The sequence below is a fragment of the Candidatus Accumulibacter cognatus genome (genome assembly GCF_000584975.1).
Classification (GTDB): domain Bacteria; phylum Pseudomonadota; class Gammaproteobacteria; order Burkholderiales; family Rhodocyclaceae; genus Accumulibacter; species Accumulibacter cognatus.
Genome location: NZ_JDST02000105.1, coordinates 1 through 16,892 on the forward strand (window position 1 = coordinate 1; position 16,892 = coordinate 16,892).

General features: G+C 58.5%; 18 protein-coding genes. 17 read left to right on the plus strand and 1 reads right to left on the minus strand.

From position 1 onward, the window contains the following. Window positions 1-341 precede the first annotated feature (341 nt). The 17 genes from rpsB to AW06_RS21070 all read left to right on the plus strand — a co-directional run bounded on the left by rpsB (window position 342) and on the right by AW06_RS21070 (window position 16,189). Window positions 342-1,079, plus strand: coding sequence for a 30S ribosomal protein S2 (gene rpsB, locus AW06_RS17325; protein WP_034952712.1), 738 nt, complete (start codon window positions 342-344; stop codon window positions 1,077-1,079). Between the two features lie 128 nt (window positions 1,080-1,207). Next, the gene (gene tsf, locus AW06_RS17330) at window positions 1,208-2,104 is read left to right on the plus strand and encodes a translation elongation factor Ts (protein WP_034952737.1); all 897 of its coding nucleotides are present in this window, start codon (window positions 1,208-1,210) and stop codon (window positions 2,102-2,104) included. Between the two features lie 42 nt (window positions 2,105-2,146). Then, complete coding sequence (gene pyrH / locus AW06_RS17335) at window positions 2,147-2,869, plus strand: UMP kinase (RefSeq protein WP_034952714.1); 723 nt, start codon at window positions 2,147-2,149, stop codon at window positions 2,867-2,869. Between the two features lie 11 nt (window positions 2,870-2,880). Next, window positions 2,881-3,441 carry a ribosome recycling factor gene (frr, locus tag AW06_RS17340; protein WP_034952716.1) on the plus strand — a complete coding sequence of 187 codons (561 nt, stop codon included), beginning with the start codon at window positions 2,881-2,883 and terminating at the stop codon, window positions 3,439-3,441. Between the two features lie 22 nt (window positions 3,442-3,463). After that, the gene (gene uppS, locus AW06_RS17345) at window positions 3,464-4,252 is read left to right on the plus strand and encodes a polyprenyl diphosphate synthase (protein ID WP_034952739.1); all 789 of its coding nucleotides are present in this window, start codon (window positions 3,464-3,466) and stop codon (window positions 4,250-4,252) included. Then, on the plus strand, window positions 4,245-5,081 hold the full coding sequence (locus tag AW06_RS17350; protein ID WP_034952718.1) for a phosphatidate cytidylyltransferase: 837 nt from the start codon (window positions 4,245-4,247) through the stop codon (window positions 5,079-5,081). The genes uppS and AW06_RS17350 overlap by 8 nt, the downstream gene beginning before the upstream one ends. Beyond that, window positions 5,081-6,283 carry a 1-deoxy-D-xylulose-5-phosphate reductoisomerase gene (ispC, locus tag AW06_RS17355; RefSeq protein WP_034952720.1) on the plus strand — a complete coding sequence of 401 codons (1,203 nt, stop codon included), beginning with the start codon at window positions 5,081-5,083 and terminating at the stop codon, window positions 6,281-6,283. The genes AW06_RS17350 and ispC overlap by 1 nt, the downstream gene beginning before the upstream one ends. Next, complete coding sequence (gene rseP / locus AW06_RS17360; RefSeq protein ID WP_034952722.1) at window positions 6,280-7,650, plus strand: RIP metalloprotease RseP; 1,371 nt, start codon at window positions 6,280-6,282, stop codon at window positions 7,648-7,650. The genes ispC and rseP overlap by 4 nt, the downstream gene beginning before the upstream one ends. Window positions 7,651-7,654: 4 nt before the next feature. Beyond that, window positions 7,655-9,937, plus strand: a complete 2,283-nt coding sequence (gene bamA, locus AW06_RS17365) for an outer membrane protein assembly factor BamA (protein ID WP_034952724.1) — start codon at window positions 7,655-7,657, stop codon at window positions 9,935-9,937. 15 nt (window positions 9,938-9,952) lie between these two features. Continuing rightward, a complete protein-coding gene (locus AW06_RS17370) occupies window positions 9,953-10,471 on the plus strand; it encodes an OmpH family outer membrane protein (protein ID WP_273704842.1) in 519 nt (172 codons plus the stop codon). Between the two features lie 33 nt (window positions 10,472-10,504). Further along, complete coding sequence (lpxD, locus tag AW06_RS17375) at window positions 10,505-11,536, plus strand: UDP-3-O-(3-hydroxymyristoyl)glucosamine N-acyltransferase (RefSeq protein ID WP_034952726.1); 1,032 nt, start codon at window positions 10,505-10,507, stop codon at window positions 11,534-11,536. A gap of 5 nt (window positions 11,537-11,541) precedes the next feature. After that, complete coding sequence (gene fabZ, locus AW06_RS17380) at window positions 11,542-11,991, plus strand: 3-hydroxyacyl-ACP dehydratase FabZ (RefSeq protein WP_034952728.1); 450 nt, start codon at window positions 11,542-11,544, stop codon at window positions 11,989-11,991. Window positions 11,992-11,999: 8 nt separating this feature from the next. Then, entirely contained in the window at window positions 12,000-12,770 is a 771-nt protein-coding gene (gene lpxA, locus AW06_RS17385; RefSeq protein WP_034952729.1) for an acyl-ACP--UDP-N-acetylglucosamine O-acyltransferase, read from the plus strand. Next, entirely contained in the window at window positions 12,767-13,948 is a 1,182-nt protein-coding gene (gene lpxB / locus AW06_RS17390; protein ID WP_034952731.1) for a lipid-A-disaccharide synthase, read from the plus strand. The genes lpxA and lpxB overlap by 4 nt, the downstream gene beginning before the upstream one ends. Further along, on the plus strand, window positions 13,932-14,525 hold the full coding sequence (gene rnhB / locus AW06_RS17395) for a ribonuclease HII (protein ID WP_034952733.1): 594 nt from the start codon (window positions 13,932-13,934) through the stop codon (window positions 14,523-14,525). The genes lpxB and rnhB overlap by 17 nt, the downstream gene beginning before the upstream one ends. Beyond that, entirely contained in the window at window positions 14,522-15,316 is a 795-nt protein-coding gene (locus AW06_RS17400; RefSeq protein WP_034952735.1) for an RNA methyltransferase, read from the plus strand. Before rnhB ends, AW06_RS17400 begins: the two co-directional genes overlap by 4 nt. A 735-nt stretch (window positions 15,317-16,051) precedes the next feature. After that, complete coding sequence (locus tag AW06_RS21070; RefSeq protein WP_171047470.1) at window positions 16,052-16,189, plus strand: hypothetical protein; 138 nt, start codon at window positions 16,052-16,054, stop codon at window positions 16,187-16,189. Window positions 16,190-16,193: 4 nt separating this feature from the next. Here the strand turns inward: AW06_RS21070 and AW06_RS21075 are convergent. Next, on the minus strand, window positions 16,194-16,892 hold a 699-nt coding region (locus tag AW06_RS21075; RefSeq protein WP_273704843.1), incomplete at its 5' end, for an IS630 family transposase.

Below are 16,892 nucleotides of genomic sequence, written 5' to 3' on the forward strand. Positions count from 1 at the left end.
AGGTCACCGCCAGGCTCCCCCCTTTACCCAAACCCTCCCGCATACTTGCGGCGAGGGTTTTTGGCTTTGCAACCATGAAAACGCTGTTACCCATTTAACCAAACATCCGTTTTCTGGTGACCGAATATCCCGGAATTGAAATTCAAGGGCTCTTGATGATATCATCAGAAAATTTTGCTGATCCCGTCAGCAAAATATAGAGACGCATTTTCGTGATGCGTCAGGCGTACTGACGAGGTACGTCCAACTACGCACATTCGCCTGTTCAAGGGTGCCCGCCAGAATGGCGGGCTGTAGGTGGGCGGATGGTGGTCAAACCCTGATATTGAAAGTAGGAACGTATGTCTACAACAATGCGACAGATGCTTGAGGCTGGTGTTCATTTCGGCCATCAGACGAGATTCTGGAATCCCAAGATGGCGCCCTATATCTTTGGCGCCCGCAGCAAGATTCACATCGTCAACCTCGAAAAGACGCTGGCCAAGTATAACGAGGCCATGAATTTTGTTCGCCGGCTATCGGCCAACAAGGGCACCATCCTGTTTGTCGGAACCAAGCGCCAGGCGCGCGAAATCATGGCCGAGGAAGCGTCACGTTGTGCCTCCCCGTACGTCGATCAGCGCTGGCTGGGCGGCATGCTGACCAACTTCAAGACCATCAAGCAGTCGATCAAGCGTCTCAAGGAGATGGAAACCATGTGTGAAGATGGTTCCCTTGATCGGCTCGGCAAGAAAGAGGCACTGATGCTCACGCGCGAACTCGACAAAATGCACAAGTCGATCGGCGGCATCAAGAACATGGGATCGTTACCTGATGCCCTGTTTGTGGTTGACGTTGGTTACCACAAGATTGCCATCACCGAAGCAAACAAGCTGGGTATTCCGATTGTTGCGGTGGTCGATACCAATCATTCACCCGAGGGCATCGATTACATCATTCCTGGTAACGACGATTCCTCTCGCGCCATCCGTCTTTATGCTCGCGGCGTTGCTGATGCCGTTCTCGAGGGACGCAGCCAGTTCGTCGACGAAATCCTCGATGTTGTATCGGGCGACGAGTTTATTGAAGAAGAAGACTGAGCGACCGAGCGTCGGCTTTACCCCGCTGGCCGTGCGACTGGACCTGTTCGCGGCCGGTTTGTTTTTCCTGAACGTATCGAATGAGCTACGGCCGGCGATTCTGGCCGGGACAGCAAGTGGAGACTGAAATGGCGGAAATTACCGCAAGTATGGTGAAAGAGCTACGCGAAAGAACCGATGCGCCGATGATGGAGTGCAAACGGGCACTGACGGAGGCCGCCGGCGACCTCGCCAAAGCTGAAGAGATTCTGCGCGTCAAACTCGGTTCCAAGGCCAGCAAGGCGGCCAGTCGGATTACCGCCGAGGGTGTCGTGGCGATCCACAGATCGAATGACCACAAGCTTGGTGCAATGATCGAAATCAACTGCGAAACAGACTTTGTCGGCAAGAATGACGAATTTCTGAAATTGGCCAGAGATTGCGCGGTACTGGTCGCCGAGCATGACCCGGCGGACGTGGCTGCTTTGTCGGCGTTGCCGATGGGCGAGGGCAGCGTCGAATCGACTCGTACTGCGCTGGTTGGCAAGATCGGCGAGAACATGTCGATCCGCCGTTTTGCGCGCATCACTGCCAAGGGCAGGCTTGCTGCCTATGTCCATGGCGGAGCCAAGATCGGTGTCCTCGTCGATTATCTTGGCGGTGACGATCAGCTAGGCAAGGACCTGGCCATGCACATTGCCGCGACTAAACCGAAAGCGCTGGACTCATCGGGTGTAGCCGTTGATCTGATCGAGAGCGAACGGCGAATTGCCATCGAGAAAGCGCGCGAAGCCGGCAAGCCGGAAGCGTTGATCGAAAAGATTGCCGAAGGCTCGATTCAAAAGTTCCTGAATGAAGTGACACTGCTTGGCCAAGTATTTGTCAAGGCCGAAGATGGCAAGCAAACTATCGCCCAATTGCTCAAGGCTAAGGGCGCTTCAGTTGCCGGATTCACGTTGTTCGTTGTCGGTGAGGGCATTGCCAAGCGGACCAACGACTTCGCTGCCGAGGTGGCCGCACAGGCTGCCGCTGCCGCGCAGAAGTAAAGCACATACCTTCGATCGACCAGACCTGCAGGAGCCACGCCGATGTCCGAGACCTCGCCAAGCTATAAACGCATCCTTCTCAAGCTCTCGGGCGAGGCATTGATGGGTGGTGATGCTTACGGCATCAACCGGCAGACGATCTGGGCCATCGTTGCAGAGATCAAGGGGGTTGTCGATCTGGGTGTGCAGGTCGGCGTGGTCATTGGCGGTGGCAACATTTTTCGCGGTGTGGCGCCTGCCGCCCGAGGAATGGACCGTGCCCAGGCGGACTACATGGGCATGCTGGCGACGGTCATGAACGGCCTCGCGTTGCACGATGCCATGCGGGCTGCCGGCATGGTCTCGCGGGTACAGTCGGCGCTGAACATTGAACAGGTGGTGGAGCCCTACATTCGTGCCAAGGCAATTCGATACCTGGAGCAAGGGCGGACAGTGATCTTTTCCGGGGGAACCGGTAATCCGTTTTTTACTACTGACACGGCTGCGGCCTTGCGCGGCGCAGAGATCGGTGCCGAAATCGTGCTCAAGGCCACCAAGGTCGATGGCATCTACTCCGCCGATCCCAACAAGGATCCGCAGGCGACCCGTTATGATCGGATCAGCTTCGATGACGCGATCGCGCAAAATCTCGCGGTGATGGATGCCACCGCGTTTGCGCTGTGCCGCGATCAGAAGCTACCGATCAACGTCTTCTCGATATTCAAGCAGGGTGCACTGAAGCGGGTAGCGATGGGCGAAAAAGAGGGTACCCTGGTCTATTGCTGAGGGAGATTGAGATGTCCATAGCTGAAGTAAAGAGAACCGCTGAACACAAGATGCAGAGATCACTTGAGACACTCAGGGTCGATCTGGCGAAAGTACGGACGGGGCGTGCCCATATCGGCCTGCTCGATCATGTGCAGGTCGAGTACTACGGGTCGCATGTGCCAATCAACACGGTCGCCAACGTGACTGTGCTCGACGCCCGTACGCTTGGTGTCCAGGCCTGGGAAAAAGGGATGGCGGCAAAGGTCGAGAAAGCCATTCGTGACAGTGATTTGGGTCTAAATCCAGCAGCTCAGGGAGATCTGATCCGCGTACCGATGCCGGCTTTGACCGAGGAGAGGCGCCGTGATCTGATCAAGGTGGTGAAGGGCGAGTGTGAAGGTGCCAAAGTTGCAGTGCGTAATTTGCGACGTGATGCCATCGCGACGCTCAAGGAAATGCTCAAGAACAAGGAATGCTCAGAGGATGAGGAGCATCGTGCCCAGGATGAAATCCAGAAGCTCACGGATCGCTATGTGGCGGAAATCGATAAGCAACTCAGCCACAAGGAAACCGATTTGATGGCCATCTAGCGACTACCGACGAGTGATCAGAATGGGGTGCTTTGCCAGTTCAACCCGAGACGTTCCGACTGCATCGGTAGTCCCCCGCCATGTCGCGATCATCATGGATGGCAATGGCCGTTGGGCCAAGAAACGCCTGTTGCCGCGCGTCGCCGGCCATCATCGTGGCGTTGAAACGGTGCGTACCATGGTCAGGGCCTGTCTTGAGCGCGGCATCGAATATCTGACGCTGTTTGCTTTCAGTTCAGAAAACTGGCGCCGTCCGCAGGAGGAAGTTTCCCTGCTGATGCAGCTCTTCGTCCGCGCTCTCAAGGAAGAGGTCAAGAAGCTCGATCGTAACGGCGTTCGCCTGCGGGTGATCGGTGACCTCGAACGTTTTGATCCTGACCTGCAGGCACTGATCAAGGCATCGGAGAACCGTACGGCAGGCAACAGCCGCCTAACCCTGACGATCGCCGCGAATTATGGTGGACGCTGGGACATCCTGCAGGCGATCAACCGCATGTTGAGCAGTGACCCAGAGAAAGGCGCCGAATGGCAGGAAGCTGACCTGACGCCACATCTGGCGATGAGCTATGCGCCGGAACCGGATCTGTTCATCCGTACCGGTGGAGAGCAGCGGATCAGCAACTTTCTGCTCTGGCAACTCGCGTATTCCGAGTTGTACTTTACCGAGGTGCTCTGGCCCGAGTTCGATTCGACTGCCTTTGACGCAGCCCTGGTCTCTTATCAGCAGCGCGAACGCCGGTTCGGGCGCACCAGCGAACAGTTGAGCGGTGCTTCTGCGGCATCACCGACCGGATCGCGTATCGATGCTTAGGACGCGGGTGATCACCGCGATTGTCCTGTTTGCTGCCTTCTTTGGCGCGCTTTTTTACCTGCCACCGCTGGGTTGGCTGCTCTTCGTCACAGCGGTAGCCAGTATCGCTGCCTGGGAGTGGGGGGCGCTGATGCGCCTCAGTGCAGCGGGACAGGTTTCGCTGGGAGTCCTGTTGGCCGTCCTGTGTGCAATCGTGGCAGTTCTCCAACCAGGGGCGGTCGGTCTGGGTGCCGGCTTCGACGCTACCGCCTGGCGTCTCGGGGCCTATTTCTATTTGCCGGCTGCGGTTTTCTGGCTATTGCTGGTGCCAGTCTGGCTGCAACGGCGCTGGCCTCTTGCCAACCCTGTTCTCGCTCTGGCGACCGGCATGGTACTGCTCCTGCCAGTGTGGCTGGCGCTGATACAATTGCGACAAGCGGGGCCGCTAGCCCTGCTGGCGATCATGGCCATCGTCTGGCTGGCCGATATTGGCGCCTATTTTGCTGGTCGGAGCCTGGGGAAACACAAGCTGGCGCCCGGCATCAGTCCTGGCAAAACCTGGGAAGGTGCGATTGGTGGTGCGGTCGCAGTGCTCGCCTACGGATTGCTGATGTCATCGAGGATGCCCACCGGCCTGGCCGGTAACCTGCCGCTGTTGCTGCTGGTTCTGATGGTGTTGACGGCAATCAGCATTCTGGGAGACCTGTTCGAGTCACTGCTCAAGCGCCAAGCGGGGCTCAAGGATAGCAGCAGCATCCTGCCCGGTCACGGAGGCGTACTTGACCGCATTGACAGTCTTACTTCGACCCTGCCGCTGGTCGCCCTGGTCTGGTTGGTGACGCGGCTTTGATGGCTTCCGGAACGGCCGTGCAGCAGCTCACGATTCTCGGATCGACGGGGTCGATCGGGGTCAGTACGCTTGATGTACTGCGCCGCCACCGGCAACGTTATCGTGTCGTCGCTCTTTGCGCACACCGCCAAGCGGATCGTCTCTTCGAACAGTGTCTCGAGTTTCAGCCGCGCCATGCCGTTCTTGGCGAGCCTGCCCTGGCCGCCGACCTCGGTGCGCGGCTGGCGGCCGCAGGCTGTCCGACCAGGGTCGCGCATGGGCCCGAGGCGCTGATACGGATGGCACAGCTTCCCGAGGTCGATACGGTGATGGCTGCCATCGTTGGCGCAGCGGGCTTGCCGCCCACCCTGGCAGCAGCCGTCGCCGGCAAGAAAATTCTCCTGGCCAACAAGGAAGCCCTGGTCATGGCCGGATCGGTATTCATGCGGGCCGTGCGAGAAAACGGTGCGACCCTGTTGCCGATTGACAGCGAACACAACGCCATCTTCCAATCTCTGCCAGCCAACTATGCCGGTGATCTGGCGGCCAGTGGCGTACTGGGACTGTACCTCACCGCATCGGGGGGGCCATTTCTCGGGATGGCGACTGCCGACCTCGATGCCGTTAGCCCTGACGAGGCCTGCGCCCATCCGAACTGGGTCATGGGACGAAAGATCTCGGTCGATTGCGCGACGATGATGAACAAGGGCCTGGAGGTCATCGAGGCCCACTGGTTGTTCAACGTCCCTGCCGAACGGATTCAGGTGGTCATCCATCCACAAAGCGTGATTCATTCGCTGGTTCAATACGTCGACGGCTCGGTGATCGCCGAACTGGGAAACCCGGACATGCGCACACCGATTGCACATGCCCTGGCCTATCCACAGCGCATCGCCGCCGGTGTTGAGCCGCTGGACCTCTCCCAGGTCGCCTCACTGCATTTCGAGAGACCCGATCTGGCGCGCTTCCCGTGTCTGGCCCTCGCTTATCGTGCGCTCAGCGAGGGAGGTAGTGCGTCGACGACGCTGAATGCCGCCAATGAAGTGGCAGTACAAGCCTTTCTCGAACGGAAGATTGCCTTCACGGCAATTGCCCGCGTGATCGCAACGGTCATGGACCAGTTGCCGGCAGGAGTAGCTCTTGGCTCGCTGGATGAGGTGCTGACAGCCGATCGGGTAGCGCGTGCAGCCGCTGAGCAATTGATCGCGAGGAGTTCCGGATGAGTGGTTTTTTTTACTACCTGGCTGCTTTTGCGCTGGTGCTGGGAATCCTGGTCGTCGTTCACGAGTTTGGGCACTATCTCGCCGCGCGCTGGGCCGGGGTCAAGGTCCTGCGCTTTTCGGTCGGTTTTGGCCGAACGCTCTGGTCGAGGCGCTGGGGTCAGGACGGGACCGAGTGGGCTATCGCCGCATTCCCGCTCGGCGGCTATGTCAAAATGCTCGACGAGCGTGAAGGGGAGGTGGCTGCCGAAGAACTGCACCGCAGCTTCAATCGGCAGCCTGTGTGCTGGCGGATGGTGATCGTCGCCGCTGGACCAGCGGCCAACTTTGCGCTGGCCGTTCTGATCTACTGGGGACTTTTCTGGCACGGAACTGAAGAATTCAAGCCGATTCTCGGCAGTCCGGCAATCGCCAGTCCTGCGGCCGCGGCTGGTCTGCAAGACGGTGAACAGGTTCTGCGGGTGAGCGGCGAAAAGGTTCAGACCTGGCAGGAGATGCGGTGGCTCCTGCTGCAACGGGCTGCCGAGCATGACCAGATCGACCTCGAGGTGATCAATGCGGCCAACGAAATTGTCATCCGCCGGGTGGATGTCTCGTCAGTGCGCCGCTCGGGCTGGCAAGGAGACGCGCTCGAACAACTGGGTTTTGCTCTTTACCGCCCGCGCTTACCACCGGTACTCGGCAAGATCAATGTGAACAGTGCTGCGGAAGCTGCCGGACTGCGTTCGGGAGATGAAATTCTGAGTATTGGCGAGCAGGTCATCGATAGTTGGGCGGAGGTCGTGCGTGAGGTTCGCCAGTCGCCGGAAAAAACGCTGCGGGTCGAGGTGCTGAGGGATGGCGCGCGCATCGAGATGTCGGTGACGCCGGTTGCCGTAGACGAGCGGGGGAGCACCATCGGTCGCATTGGCGCGGCGGTCAGCGACTACAGCCAGGCACGTACGGCCTTGATGATCACCGTCAGTTACGGGCCTTGGTCGGCGTTTCGCAAGGCGGTCGGCGAGACCTGGGAAAAATCGGTGTTTACCCTGCTGATGATCGGCAAAATGGTGACCGGGGAGGTGTCTTGGCGAAATATCAGCGGGCCGGTCACCATTGCCGACTACGCTGGCCAGTCGGCAAGACTGGGAATCGACTACTACCTGAAATTTCTCGCTTTGGTCAGCATCAGCCTCGGCGTCCTCAATCTGCTGCCGATCCCGATTCTGGATGGCGGGCATTTGCTGTATTATCTCGTCGAAATCATCAAGCGTGGGCCAGTTTCCGAACGTGCCATGGAAATTGGTCAGCAAATCGGTCTGACTTTCCTGATCATGCTTATGGCGTTTGCCTTCTACAACGACATCAATCGACTACTGTTCTCCGGCTGAGCTTATGAAGAAAAACCTGCGCGCAGGTCTGTTGGCTACCCTTGTTGTCTCTGGCGCAGCGGCGGTGGAACCGTTCACGGTCAAGGATATCCGCCTTGAAGGCATTCAAAGGGTGGAGGCCGGTACGGTTTTCAGCTACCTGCCGGTCAAGGTCGGCGACACAATGACTGACGAAAAGGCTGCGCAGGCCATCAAGACCTTGTTCGCCACAGGATTCTTCAAGGACGTCCGGATTGAAACCGATGGTCCGGTGCTGATCGTCGTGCTTGAGGAGCGGCCGGCCATCGCACAGATCGATTTTGTCGGTTTGAAGGAGTTCGAGAAGGATCAGCTGATCAAGGGTCTGAAGGAAGTGGGTGTCGCGGTGTCGCGGACCTTCGACCGAGCCACGCTCGAAAAGGCCGAACAGGAATTGAAACGCCAATACCTGTCACGTGGTCGCTACGCGGCGACGATCACCACCACGATTACACCGCTGGATCGAAACCGCGTGGCGATCAATTTCAATATCGATGAAGGCGAGACTGCCAGGATCAAGCAGATCAACATCGTCGGCGCGCAGGCCTTCCGGGAAAAAGAACTCCTTTCCGTGCTGCAGCAGCAGACCCCTACCTGGATCAGTTGGTACACCAAGAGTGACCAGTATTCAAAGCAGAAACTGTCGGCCGATCTCGAAACCTTGCGCTCGTATTACCTTGATCGCGGCTACCTGGAGTTCAGTATCGAGTCGACGCAGGTCTCGATTACTCCAGACAAAAAGGAAATCTACATCACGATCAGTATCAACGAGGGCGATCGCTACTTCGTTTCATCGGTCAAATTGGCGGGCGATCTGACGCTCTCCGAGGAAGAGTTCAAGAAGGCAGTCAAGATCAAGCCAGGAGACGTCTTTTCCCGCGAGAAAGTGAACGAGAGCACCAAAGCCATTGCCGACAAACTGGGTGCTCAAGGTTATGCGTTTGCCAATATCAATGCAGCACCGGAGCTCGATATGCAAAAGCATCAGGTCGCGTTTACGATCTTCGTCGATCCGGGAAAGCGGACCTACGTGCGCAGGATCAATGTCACAGGCAACACCAAGACGCGTGACGAAGTCATTCGTCAGGAAATGCGTCAGATGGAAGGGGGCTGGTACGACGCTGAGCGGGTGGCCGCGTCACGCGAGCGAATCGACCGAACCGGTTATTTTGGCGAGGTCAATGTGGAAACCCCACCGGTTCCCGGAACCATTGACCTGGTTGATGTGAATGTCAATGTGACCGAAAAATCGACGGGCAACATCTCGATCGGTGCTGGCTATTCGAGTGCAGAAAAGGTCATTCTCTCCGGATCGATCTCGCAATCGAACATCTTTGGCAGCGGCAAGTTCCTGTCGCTGCAGGTGAACACCGGCAAACTCAACCGCACACTGGCGATCAACTACACCAATCCTTATTTCACGGTTGATGGCATCAGCCAGGGCTTCGACCTTTACGACCGGCGAGTCAACCCGACCTCGCTGGGCTATGCCTTCCAGTCCGAATCCATTGGTGGCGGCATCCGCTTCGGCTACCCGATCAGTGAGAAGGAGACACTCAGCTTCGGCTTGGCGATCGATCAGACGACGATCGACATTACTCCCGTCACGGCCGCCACACCGCCCCAGTACATCAAGTTCAGGGCTGAACATGGTGACTCGAATGTCACGGTACCGGCGACCGTGACGTGGACCAGCGATACCCGGAACAGCTCGATTTATCCGACCTCCGGTGGCATCCAGCGTGCCGCTGTCGAGGTCGCCATCCCGGGCGTGGACCTGTCGTTCTATCGATTGACCTACAAGAACGAACGCTACTTTTCCTTGACCAAGGATTTGGTTCTGGCGCTGATGGGTGAAGTTGGATATGCGAACGGTCTGAGCGGACAGAGCTTGCCGTTCTACAAGAATTTCTACGCTGGCGGTATCGGATCGGTACGCGGCTATCAGACTGCCAGCCTCGGTCCGGTGGATCCGCTTTATCCCGACACCTATCTTGGCGGTACCAGCAAGGCGGTGTTCAATGTCGAGCTGCTAATGCCGCTGCCGGGTTTCGACAAATCCGTCCGCTTCGGTCCATTCTTTGACGCAGGGAACGTGTTTACCAATCACTATTCCTACTCGAAGGAAGGCCTGGCGATGTCGGCCGGACTGACTGCGGCCTGGATCTCGCCACTGGGACCCTTGAAATTCAGCTATGGTCAGCCGATCAACGAAGTCAGTACTGCTAAACTACAGAAGTTCCAGTTCCAGATGGGAACAACCTTTTAATCTAGGAGAATTAGCTTGAAGAAGACGATTGCCAGGCTGCTGGTTGCGTTGATGGGCTCGCTGCCGGTGACTTACGCGTCGGCGGTAGACCAGTTGAAGATCGGTTACGTCAATACCCAGCGTCTTTTCCGAGATGCACCCGCAGCCGTCAAGGCAGCCAAGAAGATCGAGCAGGAATTCTCCAAGCGAGACCAGGATTTGCAGCGCCTGGCCAAACAGGTCCAAGGCCTGCAGGAAGTGCTCGAAAAAGGCGGACTGACGATGTCGGAATCGGATCGCCGCAGCAAGGAAAAGGATCTCGGTGAATTGTCGAGAGAGTTTCAGCGCAAGCAGCGCGAGTTCCGCGAGGATCTGAACCTGCGCCAGAATGAAGAGAATGCGGCGATCATTGAAAAGGCCAACAAGGCGATCAAGCAGCTCGCCGATAACGAGAAGTACGACTTGATCGTTCAGGATGTGGTCTGGGTGAGTCCGAAACTCGATATCACCGATAAAGTCATCAAGGCCTTGTCCGATCCCCAGTCAGCTAAGTAAGCGTTGCCAATTGTTCAGTTCGACGGAGTGCATGTGTCAGGAGGTCTGCGCCTAGACGAAATCGTCGCCCGTCTGGGAGGGATGTTGCAAGGTGACGGATCGTTGGTCGTTTCGCAAGTCGGTTCGCTGCTCTCGGCTGGGGCAGGTGAAATCGCGTTTATCGCCAGCCCGAAATACCGCGCGCAATTGAAGAGGACGAAGGCCGCGGCAGTGATCGTTCCGCCGCAGTTTGCCAACGACACGACGCTGCCCCACATCATTCATCAGAACCCCTATGCCTACTACGCGCGGGTCGTGGGGCTGCTCAATCCGGCTTTGCCAGGCCGCTCCGGCGTACATCCCGGCGCAGTGGTCAACTCGCCCCTGCCGGCATCGGTAAGCGTCGGGGCAAACGCGGTGATCGGTGACGGCGTGCGCATTGGCGAAAACGTGACGATATATCCGGGATGTGTGCTTGGTGACGGGGTAGCTATTGGCGATGATTCGGTCCTCCACGCAAATGTGGTCGTATATGACCACTGCGTGATCGGCCGGCGCGCCGTCATCCACGCCGGCGCAGTCATCGGTGCAGATGGCTTCGGCTTTGCCAAGGATGGGCAGCACTGGGTCAAAATTCCGCAAATCGGCCGCGTGGTGATCGGTGACGACGTCGAGATCGGCGCCAATACCTCGATCGATCGCGGTGCCCTCGACGATACAGTGATCGGCAACGGCGTCAAGCTCGACAACCAGATTCAGGTTGCGCACAACGTCAGCATTGGCGACCATACCGCGATGGCCGGCTGTGTCGGCATTGCCGGCAGCGCCAGGATCGGTCGTCGATGTACCGTCGGGGGTGCGGCAATGATCAGTGGCCACCTGGAAATTGCCGACGATGTGCATGTTTCGGCCGGTACCCTGGTTGCCAAGAGCCTCAGCCAACCCGGCGCCTATACCGGCATTTTTCCACTCGCAACACACCACGAGTGGTTACACAACGCGGCACAGATCAAGCGTCTGGTAAAACTTGCCGAGCGCGTTGCCGAACTCGAGAAGACAATCGAACTGATGGGGAAAACGTCTTGAACGCAATGGACATTCACGAGATCATCGGGCAATTGCCACACCGCTACCCCTTCCTGCTGGTCGACCGGGTGCTCAAGTGTGAGCCCGGTAAATCCATCCACGCCTACAAGAACGTGAGCATCAACGAACCGTTTTTTACGGGTCACTTCCCGCATTATCCAGTGATGCCCGGCGTTCTGATCATGGAAGCACTGGCGCAGGCGGCTGGTATCCTGTCGTTCAAGACGCTCGGCGAAAAGCCCGACATGACCTCGCTGTTCTACTTCGTCGGCATCGACAAGGCGCGCTTCAAGAAGACCGTCGCTGCCGGCGACCAGTTGCATCTGCACGTGGATATCCAGCGTCAGTTTCGCAACATCTGGAAGTTCAGGGCAGAGGCGCGTGTGGACGGCGAGGTCGTGGCAGACGCCGAGTTGATGTGCGCTAAAAGTAACCTGGTCAAGACCACGGGATGAGCACGGCCATGATCCATCCCAGTGCCATCATCGAGGCTGGCGCGCAACTCGGTGCCAATGTTTCTGTCGGTGCCTTTTCGATCATCGGCGAGCATGTCGAGATCGGTGACAATACCGTGATCGGCCCGCATGTGGTCATTTCGGGTCGGACACGCATCGGCTGTGACAACCATATCTATCAATTCTCCTCGCTGGGCGGACCGCCTCAGGACAAGAAGCACGCTGGTGAGCCGACGCGTCTGGAGATCGGAGACCGCAACACGATTCGCGAGTTCTGCACCTTCAATCTGGGCACCGCCCTGGATGCGGGTGTCACCCGCATGGGCGATGACAACTGGATCATGGCCTATGTACACATTGCGCATGATTGCCAGGTTGGCAACCGTACCGTGTTTGCCAACAATGCGCAGCTGGCTGGCCATGTGCACATTGGCGACTGGGTGATTCTCGGTGGTTTTTCCGGCGTCCACCAGTTTTGCCGCATCGGCGCGCATGCCATGACCGCTGCCGGAACGGTGGCCGTGCAGGACATCCCACCCTTCGTGATGGCTGCCGGCAATACCGCCAGCCCTTTCGGCATCAACGCCGAGGGCCTGAAGCGAAGGGGTTTTTCTCCAGAGGCGATGCTGGCCCTGAAACGTGCCTACCGCACGCTCTACAAGTCCGGACTGATGCTCGAAGAAGCGCGCGCCAAGCTCATCGAAGAAGTCGTAGCACATCCTGAAATCCAGCCGTTGATCGACTTCCTCGCAGTATCGAAGCGCGGCATTATCAGATGACCGCAGGTGTGCTGCGGATTGCCATGGTGGCTGGCGAAGCCTCCGGCGATCTGCTCGCCAGCCAGCTCATTGAGGCCTTGCAGGCCCGGCTGCCGAACGCTGTGTTCTATGGCGTTGGCGGCCCGAAAATGCTCGGGCGGGGTTTCGACGCCTGGCATCCACTCGAGAAACTGGCGGTGCGCGGCTATGTCGAGGTACTCAGGCACTATCGTGAAATTGCCGGTATTCGCGCGGACCTCAAACGACGCCTGCTGGCTGATCCGCCCGATGTGTTCATCGGCGTTGATGCACCGGATTTCAATCTGGGACTGGAAAAGACACTCAAACAGCGCGGCATTGCGACCATTCACTACGTCAGTCCGTCAATCTGGGCCTGGCGCGGCGGGCGCATCCACAAGATTGGCGCGGCGGTTGCGCGGGTGCTGGCGCTATTTCCCTTTGAACCGGAGATTTATCAGAAGCAAGGAATTCCAGTCAGCTACGTTGGCCATCCACTGGCCGACATGCTGCCGGTCGAAGATGGCCGCGAAAGTGCGCGCACTCTGCTTGGTCTGCCCTTGCTGGCTGCCGTTTTTGCGCTCCTGCCGGGCAGCCGGCAATCCGAGTTGCAGTACATGGCTGATACTTTCATCGAAACCGCACTCCGGATCCACGCCGAGATCCCGGATGCGCTGTTTCTCGTGCCGCTAGCGACTCGCGAGACGCGCCTGCTCTTCGAAGCCGCGCTACATCGCTGCCAGGCCCAGGAACGACCGATTCGCCTGCTGTTCGGACATGCGCATCAGGCGATGATGGCCGCAGACGTCGTTCTGGTCGCGAGCGGCACCGCCACCCTCGAGGCGGCACTGCTCAAGCGACCGATGGTCATTGCCTACAAGATGGCACCGCTGTCCTGGTGGCTGATGCAGCGCATTGGCGGTTATCTGCCCTATTGTGGTTTGCCGAATGTGCTGGCCGGTCGCTTCATCGTTCCCGAATTCATCCAGGACGATGCAACACCCGACAATCTCGCGCAGGCGCTGCTCAACCTCTACGCCGACAAGACGGTGTGTGATGGGCTCAAGGCGCAGTTTCGAGCGCTGCATCTGCAATTGCGCCAGAATGCTGCCGAAAAGGCCGCACTGGCGGTGATCGGCTGCCTGCCGCCATTATTGAGCAAGCATGCTGCTGCAAGTTGAAGGCCTGGTCTGCGGAGTCGACGAGTCCGGCCGTGGTCCGATCGCCGGGCCGGTGCTGGCCGCCGCAGTGATCCTCGACCCGGCGCAGCCGATTGCCGGCCTCAATGACTCGAAAAAGCTTTCCGCCCGGCAACGCGCGGCACTGGCCGAAGAAATTAGCGCCAAAGCGCTGGCCTGGGCAGTTGCTGCCGCGAACGTCGAGGAAATCGACCGCATCAACATCCTTCAGGCCAGTCTGCTGGCCATGCAACGCGCCGTCAGCGCACTCGCCGCACGGCACCAGCTCGCGCCGGTCCGGGTGATGGTCGACGGCAATCATTGCCCCCGGTTGCAGTACCCCGTTGAGGCCATCGTCGGTGGCGACGGCAAGATCGCGGCCATTGCCGCGGCATCGATTCTGGCCAAGACCGTACGCGATGCCGGCATGCGCGAGCTGCACGCAGTGTATCCACAGTACGGATTTGATCGGCACATGGGTTATCCCACCGCCCTGCATCTGGCGGCACTGCGTGAATACGGTGCGAGCCCCGAACATCGCCGCAGCTTCGGGCCAGTAGCGCGCCTCGGAACGCCGTGAGACGCATCGTCGCTCGGAGCAATCCGCATTACCAGGCACTCAAGAAACTCTGCGAGAGTGGCCGTGGACGACGCAAGAGTGGTCGGGTGCTGCTTGACGGCATGCATCTGATCGAAACCTATGGCTGCCACCGTGGCATTCCGGAAGAAATTCTGGTCAGCGACAGCGGCGCCGTTCGGCCGGAGATTGCCAGATACCTGGAACGAGGCCGCTCTGCGCAGACAGTTACCCTGCTTTCCGACGCGCTGTTCGGCGAACTCGCGACGGTCGACACCCCGAGCGGCATCATGGCCGTCGTTCCGCTACCTGTGGCGGCGCGCAAGCTGGACCATGCTGCTGATACGGTTTTGCTCGATGGCGTTCAGGATCCCGGTAATGTCGGTTCGATCCTGCGCAGCGCCGCCGCCGCGGGTTTTCGCCAGATCCTGCTGTCGATCGATTGTGCACAGGCCTGGTCGCCGAAGACGCTGCGTGCCGCGATGGGCGCACATTTTCAGCTCGACATTCACGAAGACAGCGACCTTCCCGAGTTCCTTGCTGCCTATCGCGGGCAATCCGTTGCCACCACGCTCGCTGCGTCGGTCAGTTTGTATTCGGCCAATCTGCAGGGATCGCTGGCCTGGGTCTTTGGCAGCGAGGGTCTTGGCATCCGGCCTGCCGTGCTGGCTGCGACTGACCAGCGATTGCATATCCCGATGCCTGGCGCCACCGAGTCACTGAACGTCGCCGCCGCCGCCGCCATCTGCCTGTTCGAGACGCTGCGCTGTCGTAGGGTGGAAACCTTCCGATGAGGCGTTCCGCCTTCTCGAAGTTGCCTTCCGCATAGATGCGGGACAGACGTTGCCCCCCTGGATCTTCCCGCCAAGGATGAAACGGCGTCCAGCAGCGCCGCCGTGCTCTCGTCGAGATGAGAGCCAAGTCATCCCGGCAGCTTCCGGAATCCGTAGCAACTCCATGCGAAGGACGTCCTCGGAAACGACTCTGCTCCTCTCCAGCAAGCCCGGATTTACCCCATCGCCGCAGAGGGTCGAGACGTGCGAATAGCGCCGGTGTCCTGACAGAATGGACAGCATCCACGTGCCCAGAACACGCGATCGACGGCGCGTATAGGCTGCCATACGTTAGCGGACAGCCTGCCAGCCAGCCACAGCGACCACAGCCCTGGCAGATGCAGAAACGGGATGAAGTCGTCCAACTGACCTATCGGTGTCACTGCACTTTCCATCTCCCAAGGCACCTGATTACAACCACATACAACCACAAGCGCCTGCACTCGACCTCGGTTTTCGGTCACCGGCCCAGTTTCTGGAACATAGGCGTTCAGGAGGCGGAATATACTGATAACATGAGACCCCGCCCTTTGGTAGACGATAATCCGAGGGAAGCGTATTGCGGAAGCTAAGGCGATTTCTCGGAATCAAGATACCGCAAGGCTTGTATTGCTGGCCATGAGTCCAGCCTACCATCATGACTATTGGTATGGCGTTTTGCGGAAATCACCTAAAGGATCAGGTAGGAACGCCTGGATGAGAACGAGGCTTGTTGCGGTTGTGATGGTCGCTTTGCTTCAGGCGGGGATGGTCTATTGGGTTGCCGGCGGCATCGGAGGGTTGGCGATGGCCATTGCCGGTGGCAGCGCTCTTCTGACTACCGCTTTGTCGTAAGCGCTCAGCAAAAAGTCATCCGATAATCGGAGCCGAAGCCGCCCAGAATTTTGTCGACGTTGGCCTCAAGTGTCGGAGCGTTCCTGGCTTTGAAGGCCATCCACTCGTACTTCATCTTGTACTTCATCTTGTGCCAGAGCTTCTCAACGCGGTTCAGTTCTGGGCTGTCAGGGGGCAAGAAGTAAAGCGTGAGTCCCTTCTGCTTCAGGAGAGCCAGCAGGGGCTGGATGGCCTTGGCCTGGTGGATGGACGCATTGTCCAGAATGAACGTCAAGGGTCTGCCGACGCTTTCCAGAAGGAGACCCAGGAAACCTCCAAGGAGCGCCGCGGTCGTGGTCTCCCAGAACTTGGCCGTGAACAACTCCCCCCTCGAGATCAACGCGGCCAGCACATTCAGGCGCTTCCCGCGCTCGGCCGTAATGCGGTGAACCTCTCCTGTTTCGGTCCATGCGCTCCGATTGGGCTGCGCCTGCGCAAAGCCCGCTTCATCCAGGTAGGTCAGCCCCATTTCACCACGCTTTGATTTTTCAAGCAATTCTTCTATTTCTGCCTGGGCTCCCCGAAATTTGGCTTCGTCTCGTTTTTTAGGCTGTGCCGGGTCCTTTTCCAGACATAGCCCTGCTCTTTCAAGGCGCTTTGCATCAGCCACACCGACACATGTCCACCCTGTTCCTCTGACAGGCGGATTCTCAACTGAGGGGCC